At 62.8% G+C, this 14,576-nt stretch carries 15 protein-coding genes; 6 read left to right on the top strand and 9 right to left on the bottom strand.

The window, feature by feature from the left end:
- The first annotated feature begins 1,814 nt into the window (after nt 1–1,814).
- Nucleotides 1,815–2,060 (top strand): hypothetical protein, encoded by a 246-nt coding sequence (locus FB547_RS32090; RefSeq protein WP_145747646.1) that lies wholly within the window; start codon nt 1,815–1,817, stop codon nt 2,058–2,060.
- A gap of 205 nt (nt 2,061–2,265) precedes the next feature.
- Here FB547_RS32090 and FB547_RS32085 read toward each other — a convergent pair whose 3' ends face one another.
- Nucleotides 2,266–3,309 carry an alpha/beta fold hydrolase gene (locus tag FB547_RS32085; protein ID WP_261380470.1) on the bottom strand — a complete coding sequence of 348 codons (1,044 nt, stop codon included), beginning with the start codon at nt 3,307–3,309 and terminating at the stop codon, nt 2,266–2,268.
- A 259-nt stretch (nt 3,310–3,568) separates the two neighbouring features.
- Here FB547_RS32085 and FB547_RS32080 point away from each other — a divergent pair, with 259 nt between their 5' ends.
- The 3 genes from FB547_RS32080 (at nt 3,569) to FB547_RS32070 (ending at nt 7,101) form a co-directional block, all read left to right on the top strand.
- Nucleotides 3,569–5,452, top strand: a complete 1,884-nt coding sequence (locus FB547_RS32080) for a CocE/NonD family hydrolase (RefSeq protein WP_145747644.1) — start codon at nt 3,569–3,571, stop codon at nt 5,450–5,452.
- Nucleotides 5,453–5,468: 16 nt separating this feature from the next.
- Nucleotides 5,469–6,464 carry an acyltransferase family protein gene (locus tag FB547_RS32075; protein ID WP_261380469.1) on the top strand — a complete coding sequence of 332 codons (996 nt, stop codon included), beginning with the start codon at nt 5,469–5,471 and terminating at the stop codon, nt 6,462–6,464.
- 208 nt (nt 6,465–6,672) lie between these two features.
- Nucleotides 6,673–7,101: a hypothetical protein gene (locus tag FB547_RS32070; RefSeq protein ID WP_145747642.1), complete on the top strand. Its 429-nt coding sequence runs from the start codon at nt 6,673–6,675 to the stop codon at nt 7,099–7,101.
- 37 nt (nt 7,102–7,138) lie between these two features.
- On the opposite strand, the gene FB547_RS32065 is transcribed toward FB547_RS32070, so the two are convergent.
- Nucleotides 7,139–7,888 carry an SDR family NAD(P)-dependent oxidoreductase gene (locus tag FB547_RS32065; protein WP_145747641.1) on the bottom strand — a complete coding sequence of 250 codons (750 nt, stop codon included), beginning with the start codon at nt 7,886–7,888 and terminating at the stop codon, nt 7,139–7,141.
- Between the two features lie 100 nt (nt 7,889–7,988).
- Here FB547_RS32065 and FB547_RS32060 point away from each other — a divergent pair, with 100 nt between their 5' ends.
- Nucleotides 7,989–8,891: a LysR family transcriptional regulator gene (locus tag FB547_RS32060; protein ID WP_145747640.1), complete on the top strand. Its 903-nt coding sequence runs from the start codon at nt 7,989–7,991 to the stop codon at nt 8,889–8,891.
- On the opposite strand, the gene FB547_RS32055 is transcribed toward FB547_RS32060, so the two are convergent.
- From FB547_RS32055 to FB547_RS32035, 5 genes are all read right to left on the bottom strand, one after another.
- Nucleotides 8,888–10,345, bottom strand: a complete 1,458-nt coding sequence (locus FB547_RS32055) for a catalase (protein WP_145747639.1) — start codon at nt 10,343–10,345, stop codon at nt 8,888–8,890. The two genes, FB547_RS32060 and FB547_RS32055, sit on opposite strands and share 4 nt — an antisense overlap.
- Nucleotides 10,346–10,407: 62 nt before the next feature.
- Entirely contained in the window at nt 10,408–10,953 is a 546-nt protein-coding gene (locus FB547_RS32050) for an Ohr family peroxiredoxin (protein WP_145747638.1), read from the bottom strand.
- A gap of 36 nt (nt 10,954–10,989) precedes the next feature.
- Nucleotides 10,990–11,571 (bottom strand): YceI family protein, encoded by a 582-nt coding sequence (locus FB547_RS32045; protein ID WP_145747637.1) that lies wholly within the window; start codon nt 11,569–11,571, stop codon nt 10,990–10,992.
- An 82-nt stretch (nt 11,572–11,653) separates the two neighbouring features.
- The gene (locus FB547_RS32040) at nt 11,654–12,409 is read right to left on the bottom strand and encodes an SDR family oxidoreductase (protein ID WP_145747636.1); all 756 of its coding nucleotides are present in this window, start codon (nt 12,407–12,409) and stop codon (nt 11,654–11,656) included.
- A 66-nt stretch (nt 12,410–12,475) separates the two neighbouring features.
- Nucleotides 12,476–12,955: a carboxymuconolactone decarboxylase family protein gene (locus tag FB547_RS32035; protein ID WP_145747635.1), complete on the bottom strand. Its 480-nt coding sequence runs from the start codon at nt 12,953–12,955 to the stop codon at nt 12,476–12,478.
- Between the two features lie 288 nt (nt 12,956–13,243).
- Here FB547_RS32035 and FB547_RS32030 point away from each other — a divergent pair, with 288 nt between their 5' ends.
- Nucleotides 13,244–13,540 (top strand): hypothetical protein, encoded by a 297-nt coding sequence (locus FB547_RS32030; RefSeq protein WP_145747634.1) that lies wholly within the window; start codon nt 13,244–13,246, stop codon nt 13,538–13,540.
- A 73-nt stretch (nt 13,541–13,613) separates the two neighbouring features.
- Here FB547_RS32030 and FB547_RS32025 read toward each other — a convergent pair whose 3' ends face one another.
- Nucleotides 13,614–14,246 (bottom strand): peroxiredoxin-like family protein, encoded by a 633-nt coding sequence (locus FB547_RS32025; RefSeq protein WP_145747633.1) that lies wholly within the window; start codon nt 14,244–14,246, stop codon nt 13,614–13,616.
- A gap of 63 nt (nt 14,247–14,309) precedes the next feature.
- Nucleotides 14,310–14,567 (bottom strand): ubiquitin carboxyl-terminal hydrolase 14, encoded by a 258-nt coding sequence (locus tag FB547_RS32020; RefSeq protein ID WP_145747632.1) that lies wholly within the window; start codon nt 14,565–14,567, stop codon nt 14,310–14,312.
- Nucleotides 14,568–14,576 lie beyond the last annotated feature (9 nt).

Below are 14,576 nucleotides of genomic sequence, written 5' to 3'. Positions count from 1 at the left end.
TGTCATCTCTACATGTCCATGTTGCTCTACATGGACACGTAGCCTCACAGCTCATCGTTCACTCAACAAGGGCGTGGTTAATTGACCGCATACGAACGTTCTTGTGCGTCGCTTGGCATGCAATGGGTGAGTGCAGCTGTACGCAACTTCATCTTTTCGGCAAGCGATCCGCTTCAACCAGATGCCCGCGGGCGACTATGGACTGAAGCAATACGTGGGGCGGTCTATGACGCGATGTCCTGAGCCGTGCACAGCAATGATGCGAGAACGGACCGCGCCTCGAATGAAGATGGGGCTGCTTTGGAGTGATGAATGGTTCTTTAAATATGAAGGACCATTCACCAGACTCGCCAAACTCGCGATCGTGAATGTTCTTACGTCGCAACGGATCAACAAACTGCTGTTCGGTCGGGGCAACTCGCTATCGTCATTCGGTGCAATCCACGCGCGGAGCTTGGTTGACCCCCGCTGGATGTCGCAGACGTTGCGCAGCGATCCCAACCGGAAGCCTCACTTCAGCGTCGCCGCGCTCCATGCTTCCTCCTTACACGCCTATTGTGGATACCTTTGCTTTGAAATCGCCTCAGACGCGCAGTTTCGATACTGTCCGACCTGCCTCGCTCAAGGCTTCCAGTCGTCAATCTATCAAATCGACGGGATACTCACGTGCCCGATCCATGGTGATGCTTTCAGTGATCGATGTCCCTCGTGCGGTGGGGCCTCGCCAAGATACGCTGTCGCCGCAGCCGCGTTCGACAAGCCTATGCGATGTTCGGGCTGCGGGGCGTGCTATGCGAACGCATGGTCGTTAGATGGAATGGTGACGTCCTGGACGCGCGTGAAGGGAAGCGACCGACTGATGGTTGTGCAGGATTGGCTCCAACGAGTTGCGTCGCGCCGGTGGCCAAGGTCGGGGGAATATGCCTTGGCGGCGATGTCAGCACGGGAGCAGCGCCTGACTATTTTTGATTTTCTTAGAAGAGCCGTTCCACTGGACTTGCCGGGCCTGCATCCTAACGGGATGACGGTCTCTGTGGGCGAATTGACTCACGGTCCATTTCGCAGACGTTTTCTGGACGAACTATGCGCTGAGCGCACCACCATTTACAGATCAATCCGACGGCATTTCCATCGAACGCTCGGCATCGGGCGATTAATTCGAAGAGCGGATGCGACTCGAGATTTGTCGTGGGCCTTTCAGGGCGTTTGTTACTCGAGACGCGGACTGACCCCACCTGTACTTCACGGATTCCTGCTCTGGCGTACTCGATTCGAGGGACAGTTACCCATTGCTTGCTACAGTCCAAGAAAGAGGTTCGAATTCGAGCGGAAGCAGATGACTTGGCCGGGCGAAAATCGCGTTGTGGACCAATCGACGTGGGCAAACTTTGCGCTTCATTGTCTTCGCAGAGATCTTGCCCAGACGCGCGAGTGGGCGGAACGGTTCGAAGATTTCGACACTTTTTCGAACGATCTGGCGCATTCCAGGTGCTATGAACTGCTATCTGAGTTCGGCGAGGGACTTTATCCCTGGCGCGGGCATCTGCCTCGGGGCGTCGGACTCCTGGAGCACGCCACCAGAGTGGAGCTTTTCTGTGTCCAGCAGGGGGTCGAGCTTCCTCGCTCGCAAGCGGCAAAAGATTTGAGACGGCCGGTCGGGGGCGTAGCGGAAAATAGCAAAGAGGGCTCCGAGCTGGCGGCCCCGGGCTAGTTAGAACCCCGACGTTAAGGGCGAACGACCAAATTTTCCAGCCGGTTGCTGTCGCGACGAGCAGTCCCGCCACGCATAGCGCGTCAGCGCAAAGGAAACACCCATGCCTTCTGCTGCCTCCAAGCCTATGCCTCCGGCTGGATTTGAGAGCTGGCTCGAGTACGCCATCTTGACCTTCGACGGTCACGATGCCGCGCTGAGCTTCATGTTCGATACCGAGCCAGTCGATCACCAGCAGATTCAAGCTGCAGTGCTTGAAGAATTCAATGCGCTCAGGGCAAGGGCATCACTCCCACCGCTTGCCTTCCAGCCTGTCTCAAAAATGAACTGCAAAAAATCCGACATTTGAAGCTGCCTTGGGACCACGCTTCCGTGCGAGGCTGCAGGCGCTTTAGCGAACAATCAGGCACGGCATTCCGCTCCCTGCGGTGCGCTGCATGGTCCCGATTACTGGTCAAGTTCGCGCCGAAAGCGCTGCGAACCAACAGGGCAAGCTCTTGGCGCCGGCCGCGCGAGAGTGCCTGAGGCATACGCCCTCACAGCGCTTTGCAAGCTCAACGTGCGCTACGTTCCGCGCGAACGAGTTCGAGCACCGCGGCAGCGAACGCGCTCGGCGCCTCTTGCGGCAGATTGTGTCCCGCCCCCGGTACCACACGGTGTGAGCGCGGCCCCGTGAACTTGGCCGCTTGGGCCGAACCGTCGGTTGGGCCATGGGCGCCATCATCGCTACCGTCCAGTGTCACCGTCCGCACGGGTATCGCTGGTAGCGACGCAAGCTTGCGATCGATCTCGAAATAGGCCGGATCTCCTTTGACTGCGCCGAATCGATGGCGGAACGAATGTATGGAGACGGCGACGTGATCAGCGTTGTCGAACGATGCGGCCGTGCGGGCAAACGTCGCGTCGTCGAAGCGCCAGGTCGGTGACCATTGCTTCCAGAAAAGCCGGTTGAACTCGCGGCGGTACTTTGCGTATCCGGCGCGTCCTCTCTCGGTCTGGAAGTAGAACTGCCACCACAGCGGAATTTCGCTTTCGGGTTTTGCCGGAATCAATGCCGCGGACGGGTCGGCAAACGCATAGCCGTTGCCCGAGACCAACCCCGCGCATCGCTCGGGCCAGAGGGCGGCGACAGCGCTGGCGGCCTTGCCGCCCCAGTCGTATCCCGCCAGCACCGCGCGCGGCAACGCCAATGCATCGAGCAGCGCCAGCAGATCCGCGCCGAACGCCGCAAATTCGCCCGAACGAAGTGTTTGTGCACTCAGGAAGCGCGTGGGGCCGAAGCCGCGCAGATAGGGCACGATCACCCGGCAGCCCGCAGTCGTCAGGATGGGGGCAACTTCTGCGTACGCCTCGATGTCGTACGGAAATCCGTGCAGCAGCACCACCGCGGGGCCATTCGCCGGACCTGCTTCGTAGTAAGCGATGTTCAGGACGCCGGCATCGACATTCTTTAAGTGTGTCAAGGCGAGGGCGGGCGATCCGATGGCCTTCGCACATGCAACGCTTCCAGCCAGCGCCAGGTGCAGTCCCGCGATGCCCGCACTCGTCACGGCTCCGCGCAACAAGCCGCGCCGCACGACGTCGACGCGATCGTTCATGCCAGTTGGGGTTGCTGAATCCGTCATCTGAATCTTCCCATGCATGTTTGGAATCGTGAAAGCCGGGCCGATCGTAGGTTCGTGCGGGGTCGCCCACTAGCCACGCGCAAGGCTGCACAGTGTTGAGCGGTGGGCATCAATCGATTTGCGGCCTGCATGTACTTTGTAACGCCAAGGCCGACTTGCCTCGCACTCCCAACAGTGCAGGGATGCCCTAACATCGCCCTCCGCCGATTCAGCAAGCACTGATATAAGAAACATGAAGAAGTTCATCGCTACCGCCACCATGTTCACCACGGTGTTCGTCATGTCGCTTGCGGCGCATGGACAGGATGCTCCGTTGGATCCCGACACAGGCCTGCCGGCGTCGCGGCCTTTCGATTTCCCCGCGCAGGGACCGGCCGCACCGTTCTGGGCAAAGCGTCTCATTGGCTATTTCACGACTTCCGACGGCGCCAGGCTGCGCTACACCGTACTCTTGCCGAAGGCATCGGGCAGATTCCCCGTCATCGTGAGCGTCAACGGCTACGACGCCGGTTCAATCGGGGGAACGCCCTATCTCCAGTACAAGACATCGATGTCGGTCGAGCTCGACAAGCGGCTCGTCGAAGCTGGCTACGCGGTAATGGGTGTCAACGCCGCGGGCAGCGGATGCTCCACGGGCTCGCTCGAGTACACGCGGCCGCAACTTGGAAGGCACGGCGCCGAGGCCGTCGAATTCGCGGCGTCGCAAGCCTGGTCCGACGCCAAAGTCGGCATGGTCAACTGGTCATACGGTGGCTCTTCCCAATTGGCGACGGCGCAGCACCGGCCGCCACATCTTCGGGCCATCGTGCCTGGCATGGTGTTAACGGACTTCCGCGATGCCTTGATGCCCGGTGGCGTGCCGGCGCCCGGGTTCATCACGCCGCTGCGAGGCTCCATGCGTGCCTACTGGGAGAAGGTCGTCGCGCAGACGGCGAAGGAGGAGGGCGACGCTGCTTGCCTGGCGCAGATCCCGAAGAATCTCGCGGCCGAAGACACGAACTCGGTGATGCACCTGTTCCTGGCGCATCCGCTGCGAGACGATCACATGAAGAGCTTCGACCTTGCGCCGCATGCCGACCGCGTGCATGTTCCCGTGTTGTCGCTCGAAGCGTTCCAGGACCAGGCCATCACGCCGCGGAGCGGCTACTACCAGTCGAGGCTCGATCCGGCCAAACTGTGGTCGGTGCAGACCAACGGCCGCCACGACATGTACCTGGCCGCGGATTTCCAAGCGATGGCGGTGCGTTTTCTCGACCGCTTTGTCAAGGGTGAGGACAACGGATTCGATCGCGACACACCGCACACAACCATATGGATGGAGGCCGCCGAAGCAAACGCAAGCGGGAATGCGCTGGAGCGGCGCGTTTCCCCCAAGCCTCGTTGGGTAGTACAAAGGGGACCTATCCGCGGCGACGACCTGGCCGTCAAGGTGCTCCACCTGGGGGCGGGCCAGACGCTCGCCGATGCGCCTGGCTCCGGAGCCGCTGACGGCTTCGACTATCCCGGTGCGGGGGTGGCCGTCAACGACATTGCGGGACGGAGCTTCTGGGGTCCGCTACCTGGAGACTGGAAGACAGCGGGCGTCGCCTACACATCGCCGCCGTTGGGTGAAGACTTGATGGTCTACGGCCCTGGCAGCGCCGATCTCTGGGTCGCTGCCAGCGCCGGCGACGCAGACCTACAGGTCACCGTGACCGAACTCCGGCCGGACGGGCAAGAGACCTATGTCCAGCGCGGCTGGCTGCGCTTGTCGAACCGCGCCTTGGACACTGCGCGCTCGACGCCGTTGTTGCCCGTTCGGCTTGAGCGGCCGGAGCAGCCCATGCCGTTGCTACCGGGCCGGCCAGTCTTCGCCAGAGTCGAGATCCACAAGATGGGCCACTACTTTCGCAGCGGGTCGCGGCTGCGAATCTGGATCGACACACCCGCCCAGACCGGCGGCCTGGTGTTCGATACCTTTACGCAAAAGCAGCGCATCCATGTGCTGCACAACGCCAAGTATGACTCCGTGGTCCGGCTTGGTGTGCTGAAGGACGTCAAAGGGCCTGCAAGTTACCCGGCGTGCGGCGAGACGATCCTGCAGCCGTGCCGGCCGGACCCGCTGGCAACACGGTGAATGCGGATAGATGCGCATGCCCTACAACCCGGCGCTTGACGGTGTTCGCGCGCTGTCCATCCTCGCGGTGGTCGTGTTCCACTGCGAACTCCCCGGTGCGCGCGGCGGCTTCGTCGGGCTGGACGTCTTCTTCGTGCTTTCTGGCTATCTCATCACTTCGCTGCTGGCCGCGGAATACCGCAATGGCGGCATCGAGATCGGCCGCTTCTACGCGCGCCGGGCGTTGCGCTTGTACCCGACGCTGCTGCTCATGATTGCGGTCTACGTGGGGCTGGCCCCCATCCTCTGGCCGGCGGACGACCGCTGGCTGTCCGCCGTTCTTGCCGCACTCTACGTCTACGACTATGCGCTGGCTTTCTGGGAGTTGGCCTACACCATCGGCCACACATGGTCCCTCGGCGTGGAGGAAAAGTTCTACCTGCTGTGGCCTCTCGTCCTGCCGCTGCTTCTGCGAAGGCGGCATCCTGTGGGCTGGCTGGTATTTGCATTCATCGCCGTGAGCGCATGGCGGTACTTCGTGGCCATGGACGGGACTTGGTCGCAGGCATATTTCCGATTCGACACGAGAATGAGCGGCATCTTGCTGGGGGCGATTGCGGCGCTGATCCGTTTCAAGGTATCCAAGCATGCGCTCGCGATCGCATGCTTGATGCTGCTGGTCCTCCTGGCCTTGCCTTCGCTGCCGACGAGCAACCAGACTGAGGCGGTCACGCTCCGCATCACATTGGCGGAGTTGTCGGCCTTCGTGCTGATCTGCTATGCCGCAGAGAACGGAAGAGCGACCTTCCTTGCCTCGCGTCCCATGGCCTACATCGGCAGGCTGTCCTATGGCATCTATCTCTGGCACTTCCCGTTGGCGCTGCTGCTACGCGATGCGCAGCCGCTGTGGATCACGCTGAGCGTGACCTTTGCGTTCTCGTTCACGATGGCGGCAATCTGCTTGCATCTGGTGGACATGCCGCTGAAGAGGTGGCGCCAGAAAGCATGGCCGGAGGTCCGCAGCACCGCGTGATCACGCGGCATTGATGCCAAAACGGAACCAGCGCGCGTCCTCATGCGGACCTTCCGAGATGGGGGCGCTCTACCTACGATAAAAGTCTTCGAGCTTCCATCGCAAGGAACGGCGCAACCAATGAACGCTGTCGGTGCGCCAGGCCGATATGCCGGCACTTGCGCTGATGCTCTTGTCGCTTGTCGCATCTCAGCCCAAGGAGCCTCTCATGCCTTCGTCTCGCAACCCCGAAATCACTGCCTTCATCAACCTGCTTGCCGAAACCGGTAGCCACTATCGGATGGACGAAATGGAGGCGCTCTACACAGAAGACCTTGGCTTCCTGGTACTGACGCCGCAGGGAGAGGTTGCGCGCTTCTCCAAGGCGGAAATGATGGCCGAGTTCAGAAGCCGCCGCGACGCAGGCGAGAAGCCGTTGTCGACGGAAAAGCGCATTCTGCACATTGAGGAGCAGGGCGATGAGGCCACAGCGATTCTCTTTCGGCGAATGAGCCAGAACGCCGACCCGGCGCTATATGAACTGCGGCTTCGGCGGACGGCCGGCAAGTGGCTGGTCTCCGGGGAAACCGTGCTTCCGTGGCCTGATCTGACCAACGCGAAAGGATTTCTCCCTCCGCGCACGGTGGCTCAGGCCTGACAACCAGAGGCCGCCCATGCAGGCGCGCCTCGGCCTTTCAGGTCAGCGCCATACCGCCATCGACCTTCAGGTTGACGCCTGTGACGAACACGCTGTCGTCGCCGGCGAGGAACAGCGCTGCTTGCGCCAGATCGTTCGGCCGGCCCAGGCGACCCAGCGGGATTGCTGCAGCCATGCTCTTGTCGAAATCAGGCCGTGCGGATTCCGTTATGCCCAGCTTTGCGAGTATTGGCGTGTCCACTGGGCCGGGGCTCAGCACGTTGACCCGAATGCGACGGTCCTTCAGTTCGAGTGCCCAGTTGCGAGCAAAGGCCTCGATGGCAGCCTTGCTGCCCGCATATACCGCGTGGTTGTCCATCACCTTGTTGCCGGCGATCGAACTTGTGAGGATGACCGATCCGCCATCGTGCATGAGGGCCAACGCCTTGGTAACGCCGAAGAACACCGCGCGGGTGTTGGTGGCGAACTGCTGGTCGTAGTTGTCCTCGGTCACGGCAGAAGACGGCTCGAGAATGGCCGTTCCCGCGTTCGCTAAATAGATGTGAATCGCGCCGAACCGTGCCTTCACCGCAGCGAGAAGACGGTCGTGCATTGCCAGGTCGGCCACGTCGCCGACGAAGCCCATTGCGTCCGGACCGATGCTTGCCAACGCAGCATCCACGGCTTCCTGTCGGCGCCCCGCGATGACGACGCGGGCACCTTCCGCCGCGAAAGCCTGTGCGCAGGCCAAGCCAATGCCGCTGTTGCCGCCGGTAATCACGGCCACTTTGCCGGAGAGTTTTTGCATAGTGCTTTTCCTTGTTAGCGAGAGAAGCCCTCAATCTAGATCGCCCCTCTGCACTTCGGTAGTGGGCAAAAAGAGAAACACTTGTGCCGCGGAGTCTTCAATGAATGTTCTGGATCACGCGCCCGGATTGGTGGCCTTCGCCAGTGCCGTCGAGGCGGGCTCTTTCAGTGCGGCCGCGCGAGCGTTGGGAACGTCACCATCGGCGGTCTCCAAGAGTGTTGCGCGGCTGGAGCAACGCTTCGGTGTGCGGCTCTTTCAGCGCTCTACGCGGGTGTTGTCGCTCACGCAGGAGGGTGCTGCGTACTACGAGCGCATCGCGCCACTGCTGCGCGCGCTCGACGAGGCCAACGACGTGATGCGGCCTGCCGGCGTCGCGCAGGGCGTGCTGCGCATCACGGCGCCCGGCGATCTCGGACGCATCCTGCTGGAGCCAGTGGTCGGCAAATTTTTGCCCAGGCATCCGGAACTGAAGCTTGAGATGAGCCTTGCCGACCGGCACGTCGACCTGATCCGCGATGGCTACGACATCGCCATCCGGGCGGGGCAGATTGCTGACTCCGACATGACCGCGCGGCGCCTCGCCGACCTGCCGCTCGTGCTGGTGGCTTCGCCCGAGTATCTGGCGCGCCGCGGCATGCCGGATTCGATCGAGGCCCTATACAGCCACGCGCACGTGCGCTACATGCTGGGTGGCAAGGCGTTTCCCATCCGCTTTGCCGATGGCACCATGCTGAGCCCCCCTGGCGTATTCGATACCGACAATAGTGTCGCGCTGCGCGTCGCGGCGCTCGGCGACTTGGGCATCGTGCAGATCCTGCGCCTGTTCGTGCAAGGCGACATCGGCGCCGGCCGCCTGGTGCCCGTGCTGCCGTCGCAGCCGTTGCCGCTCGTGACCGTCTCGGCCCTGCATGCCTTCGGGCGCCAAGCGCCGGCGCGTGCGCGGCTCTTCATCGAGTTCCTGGCGGCGGAACTCGAGCGGTTGTCCTCAGGCGATGTGCCTTAGATACCGAGGGCCCGCGCCACACCCGCCCCATACGCCGGATCGGCCTTGGCGCAGTTGTCGATGTGGCGGCGCTTGATGAAATCCGGCGCCTCACCCATGGCGCGCGCGGTGTTGTCAAACAGAACCTGCTGTTGCGCAGGCGTCATCAGCCGGAACAGGTCACCGGGCTGCTTGTAGTAGTCCGCGTCGTCTTCGCGGAAGTTCCAGAAGTCCGCATCATCGCGCAGCCTGAGCGGCGGCTCACGGTAGCCGGGCTGCTCCTGCCATTGGCCGAAGCTGTTGGGCTCGTAGTGCGGCGTGCCGCCGTAGTTGCCATCCACACGCATCGTGCCGTCTCGGTGGTTGCTGTGCACCGGGCACCGCGCGGCGTTCACCGGGATCTGGTGGTGGTTCACGCCCAGGCGGTAGCGCTGTGCGTCCGAGTAGGCGAACATGCGCGCCTGCAGCATCTTGTCGGGCGACACGCCGATGCCGGGCACCAGGTTGTTGGGCGCGAACGCGCTTTGCTCCACATCGGCAAAGAAGTTTCCGGGGTTTCGGTTGAGCTCCATCACGCCCACTTCGATCAGCGGGTAGTCCTTCTTGGGCCAGACCTTGGTCAGGTCGAAGGGGTGGTAGGGCAGCGCCTCGGCCTCAGCCTCCGGCATCACCTGCACGTACAGCGTCCATCTGGGGAAGTCGCCCCGCTCGATCGCATCGAACAGGTCGCGCTGGTGGCTTTCGCGGTCGCTGCCCACAATGGCTGCGGCCTCGGCATCCGTGAGGTTCCTGATGCCCTGCTGCGTCCTGAAGTGGAACTTGACCCAGAAGCGCTCGTCCTGTGCATTGACGAAGCTGTAGGTGTGCGAGCCGAAGCCGTGCATGTGGCGGTAGCTGGCCGGAATGCCGCGGTCGCTCATCACAATGGTGACCTGGTGCAGCGCCTCGGGCAGCAGCGTCCAGAAGTCCCAATTGTTGGTGGCGCTGCGCAGGTTGGTGCGGGGATCGCGCTTGACCGCCTTGTTGAGGTCCGGGAACTTGCGCGGATCGCGCACGAAGAAGACCGGCGTGTTGTTGCCCACCAGGTCCCAGTTGCCTTCTTCCGTGTAGAACTTGAGCGCGAAGCCGCGGATGTCGCGTTCGGCATCGGCCGCGCCGCGCTCGCCCGCCACCGTGGTGAAGCGCGCGAACATCTCGGTCTTCTTGCCCACGGCACTGAAGAGCTTGGCGCGCGTGAACCGGCTGATGTCATGCGTGACGGTGAAGGTGCCAAAAGCGCCGGAGCCCTTGGCGTGCATGCGGCGCTCGGGAATGATCTCGCGGTTCAGGTTGGCGAGCTTCTCGATCAGCCATACGTCCTGCATCAGCAGCGGACCGCGCGGGCCAGCCGTGAGGCTGTTCTGGTTGTCGGGCACGGGAGCGCCGAAGGCTGTGGTCAGCGGCGTCTTGCGGGGGGTGTCGGATGAGTCGCTCATAAAAGGCCTTTTTCAGCGCAGGGGAGAGGCGCCGACGGAGCGTGGCGCAGGTGTAGGGATTTCTAGGCCGCCAGTGCCACGACGCTGGTGATGCCGTTGCGCGCCATCTTTGCGTAGGGGCAGAACCGTTCCGTGCTCCGCACCAGCTCTTCGGCCACGCTTTTTTCGACATCGGGCAAATGAATCCGTACATCGGCCGTGAGCATGAAAAGCCCGTCGACCGGATCGCGCCCGAAAGCGACGGACATCTGAACGTTGGCGTCGCGAACCGGAATCTTCCGTTTCGCCGCCAACAGGTTCAACGCCCCATGAAAGCACGCGGCATAGGCCGCTGCGAACAACTGCTCCGGGTTGGTGCCGCCCCCGCCACCGCCGAGGGAGGTGGGGAGCCGCAGCTCCACGTTCAGGTTGCCGTCGTCGGAGCGTGCTACGCCTGATGCCCGTCCGTGTTCTGCTTCGCCGCCGCTCACCGTGACGACGGTCGAATAGATGGGTTCGAATTCTTGCCCCTTGTACTTGTCGAGCAGCGCAAGGGATGGCGGCTGCAGTGGGCTTGGCTGTGCGGCTTCGGCCGCGAAGGCATTGGCTCTATCTCTTTGCGTGGGCATTCCAGGCTTCCGCTCGATGGTTAGAAAACAGTGCGTTCAGGCGGCCGAAGCTTCGAGTTCGAAGGCAGCGCTGACGATCAAGGTGAGTTCGTCGCCGATCATCGGTAGCGCGGCAGTAACTCCATAGTCGCTGCGGCGGATTCGGCCCCGAATATCGAAGCCAATTGTGTAGACCTGCTTGGCCGGGTTCATGCCCGCGCCGACGAAGCTCACGTCGAAAGTGACATTGCGCCTCACGCCGTGCAAGGCGAGTGTGCCGCTCACCTGAAACGAATTCGCGGCAAGGGAAACGGGCGCTGCGAAGTCGAAGGTGATCGACGGGAACCGCTCGCCGTCCAGCCAGTCGGAGCTCTTGAGTTCGTCGTCCAGGATCCGGCTCGTCGTTTTCACATTGGCGACCGGTACAGACACCGCGAGTCGCGTGGGGCTTCCGCTTGCAGAAAGCGGAATGTCGAGCGTACCGCCAGGCATGGTGAACTCGCCGTAGTAGGTCGAGATGCCGAAGTGCGAGACGCTGAACAGCACATGCGAATGCACAGGGTCGATGACGTAGCGGCCACGGCTGACGTCGGCAAGGCTCGACGAGGCGAGGGTGGAAAGCTGGGAGGTGTCAGGCATGGAGTCACCAGGATCGAGAGAGGGGTCTTCGGGCGTAAGCTCCCCGCCGCATCAAGATGCGGCCGGGGGGGAGGGCTTCGTGTCAGCGTGCCGGCTTGGGAAGTGCGAACCAGGCCTCGAAGCTGAGGGCGCCGATGCGCGGGTTAGCGCCCGGCACCAGCGTGTCGTCCTTTAGCTCCGCTCCGAAATAGCGTGCGTGCACATCCTGGACGACCTTGCGCGGATCGTTGGTCTTGGCGAGAAAGCGCTGCACGAGATCGGAGAGGCGAACGCGCTCGGGTCCCGCAATTTCGACCACGCCGTTCACCGGGCTGCCTAGGGTGTAGTCCGCCACGGCGGCTGCGACATCGTCCGATGCGATCGGCTGTACGTAGGCCGGCGAAAGGTGCACGGTGTCACCGTCGGTGCCCGATTGCGCAATGCCGCCAAGGAACTCGAAGAACTGCGTCGAATGGACAATGGTGTACGGGATCTTCGATTCGCGGATCAGCTTTTCCTGCGCGATCTTGCCGCGGAAGTAGCCGCTTTCGAAAAGGCGGTCGGTGCCGACCACCGACAGTGCCACGTGGTGCTTCACGCCGGCTACGGCTTCCGCGGCCAGCAAGTTGCGCCCCGAGGTTTCGAAGAACTCGAGCACGGCCTTATCCTCAAACGAGGGCGAGTTGGCCACGTCCAGCACCACCTGCGTGCCCTGGAGGGCTTCGGCCAGGCCTTCGCCGGTGATGGTGTTGACGCCCGAGGCGGGGGATGCGGAAACGACCTCGTGGCCGGCGTCGCGCAGCTTGCTGACGACCTTCGAGCCGATGAGGCCCGAGCCGCCGATGACAACGATCTTCATGATGTTTTTTCCTTGTAGCCCGCAAGGGGCCGTGTGGATGACGGAGGGCGATTTGTGCAGCGTGGGTCAGGCGAGCTTGGCCTTGTCCAACCCGAAGACCTTGTCGGAGCTGCCGGGCACGCTCTTGAAAGCAATGTTCAGCCGGCTCCATGCATTGGTCGACATGACGAGGAACGTGAGGTCGGAGATTTCCTTTTCTGACAGCTGCGTGCGCACGCGCTCGTAGATGTCGTCGGGCACGCCTTGCTCGGGCAGCTTAGTCAGCGCTTCGGTCCAGGCCAGTGCCGCGCGCTCGCGCGGAATGAACAGCGTCGACTCGCGCCATGCAGCCAGGTGGTACAGGCGCAGCTCGCGCTCGCCCTGGATCTTGGCCTGCTTGACGTGCATGTCCAGGCAGAAGGTGCAGCCATTGAGCTGCGCCGTGCGGATCGACACGAGGTTGCGGATCGGCTCTTCGATTGCGCCTTCCTTGATGGCGTTAAGGAATTCGACGAACTTCTTGAAGAGTTCGGGCGATTGCTCGACATAGTTGACACGCTGGGTCATGACTAGCTCCTGGAATGGGTGGCGGATGCCTGGACTCAGAATCGGCTGAGTCGTCCGTTTGCGAAGATCGCGTAGACAGGACGTAGCGTAGATTCGGGGAGTCGAGCGCGGTAGCCATGCACGAGGCTTCACGGTGTTGCCCAACGCGCACCAATCGAATCGGGACTCGGCATGTTTCCGAAAGGGCACCAGTCGAAAGTGAAAACCGGCGAGGCCGGGTCCTAGAATTTTTTTGGCCGCCGGCGGCAACGCGGCGCCATCCCCTTCACTTTCGGAAAAGCCAATCCCATGTTCAAGCACATCACCGTCATGACCGCTGCCTTCCTGGCCGCGACCAGCGTCTTCGCACAATCGGCGGAGAACCAGGCCATCACCGACAGCAAGCCTCAGGTGCGAGCGCAGGCCAAGGTCGCGACGAAATCGCAAGGCAAGGTTGCCGCGCCCTCGGGCGATACGGTCAAGACCGCCGAGGGCGGCGCCATCGGAACCGACACGGCCGCTGTTGCCGGTGAAAAACGCCACGAGACGCGCGACGCGCGCAAGCCGAATCGCCGCAAGCCCGTTCCCGGCGGCACGCCCAACTGAGCAGCAAGCTCTCAAGGTCCAACACGAAGCCCGCCGCTCTGGCGGGCTTCGTCGCATGGAGCCAATGCAGGCGTCAGCCGCCTGGCGCCACAAGCGCACGGCCACGGACCAGGCCTTCGATCACGCGCAGCACATCGGCCGGGTCAGCGCGCTTTCGGATGTCTTCCTCGATGTGGGCGAAACGAATGCGGCCTTTCTCGTCGATCACATAAGTCGCCGGAACCGGCAACACCCACAGGCCGTTGCCATTCAGGACGGGAATGTCGGTGCCCACCGAACCATAGAAGCTCACGAGCTCGGGGGGAAGCGTGAAGGCCAGTTCGAAGCCGTTGGCCGCTTCGAGGTTGGAGTCGCTGAGTACGGTGAAAGTGAACTGGTTGTCCTCGGCCGTGCGCATCGAATGGTCCGGCGTCTGCGGCGAGATCGCCAGGAGCGTGGCACCGAGCCGTGCCAGGTCGTCCGCTCGCTGGTGCCAGGCTCGCAATTGGAGGCTGCAGTAGCCGCACCAGCCGCCACGGTAGAAAACCAGCACGAGCGGTCCCTTGCGCCACACGTCCGACAGACGAACCGGCTGGCCGAGACCGTCCGGCAACGTCGCGTCGGGCGCGAGGTCACCGACGCGCTTGGCCCGGGCAGCGATACCTGTGGCATCGAACACCGCATCGGCGACGTCGTTATGGTCGAAGGGGGAAAGTTGCAGGCTCATGGCAGGGCTTCGGAAAGTAGGAGGGCGATCGTCTGGTGCACGCCGCTGCGTCGCACCCGGCTCTCAAACGAGCGTCTTGTCGACATAGCACCAGCGCCAGGATTCACCGGGCTCCGCAGACTGCACGACCGGGTGGCCGGTCTCGTGGAAGTGGCCGGTCGCGTGCTTTCCCTGCGACGAGTCGCAACATCCGACGTGCCCGCAGGTGAGGCACATGCGCAGGTGAACCCAGCGGCCGCCGGACCGCAGGCATTCCTCGCAACCATTGGTGTTCGGCGTGACCGGGCGGACCTGGTCGAGGTGCGTGCAGTCGGCCGTCATGCGCGCACC

The organism is Variovorax beijingensis (assembly GCF_007828835.1).
GTDB lineage: Bacteria > Pseudomonadota > Gammaproteobacteria > Burkholderiales > Burkholderiaceae_C > Variovorax > Variovorax beijingensis_A.
Note: the sequence above shows the minus strand (reverse complement) of the source record. Positions and strands in the feature narration are given on the sequence as shown.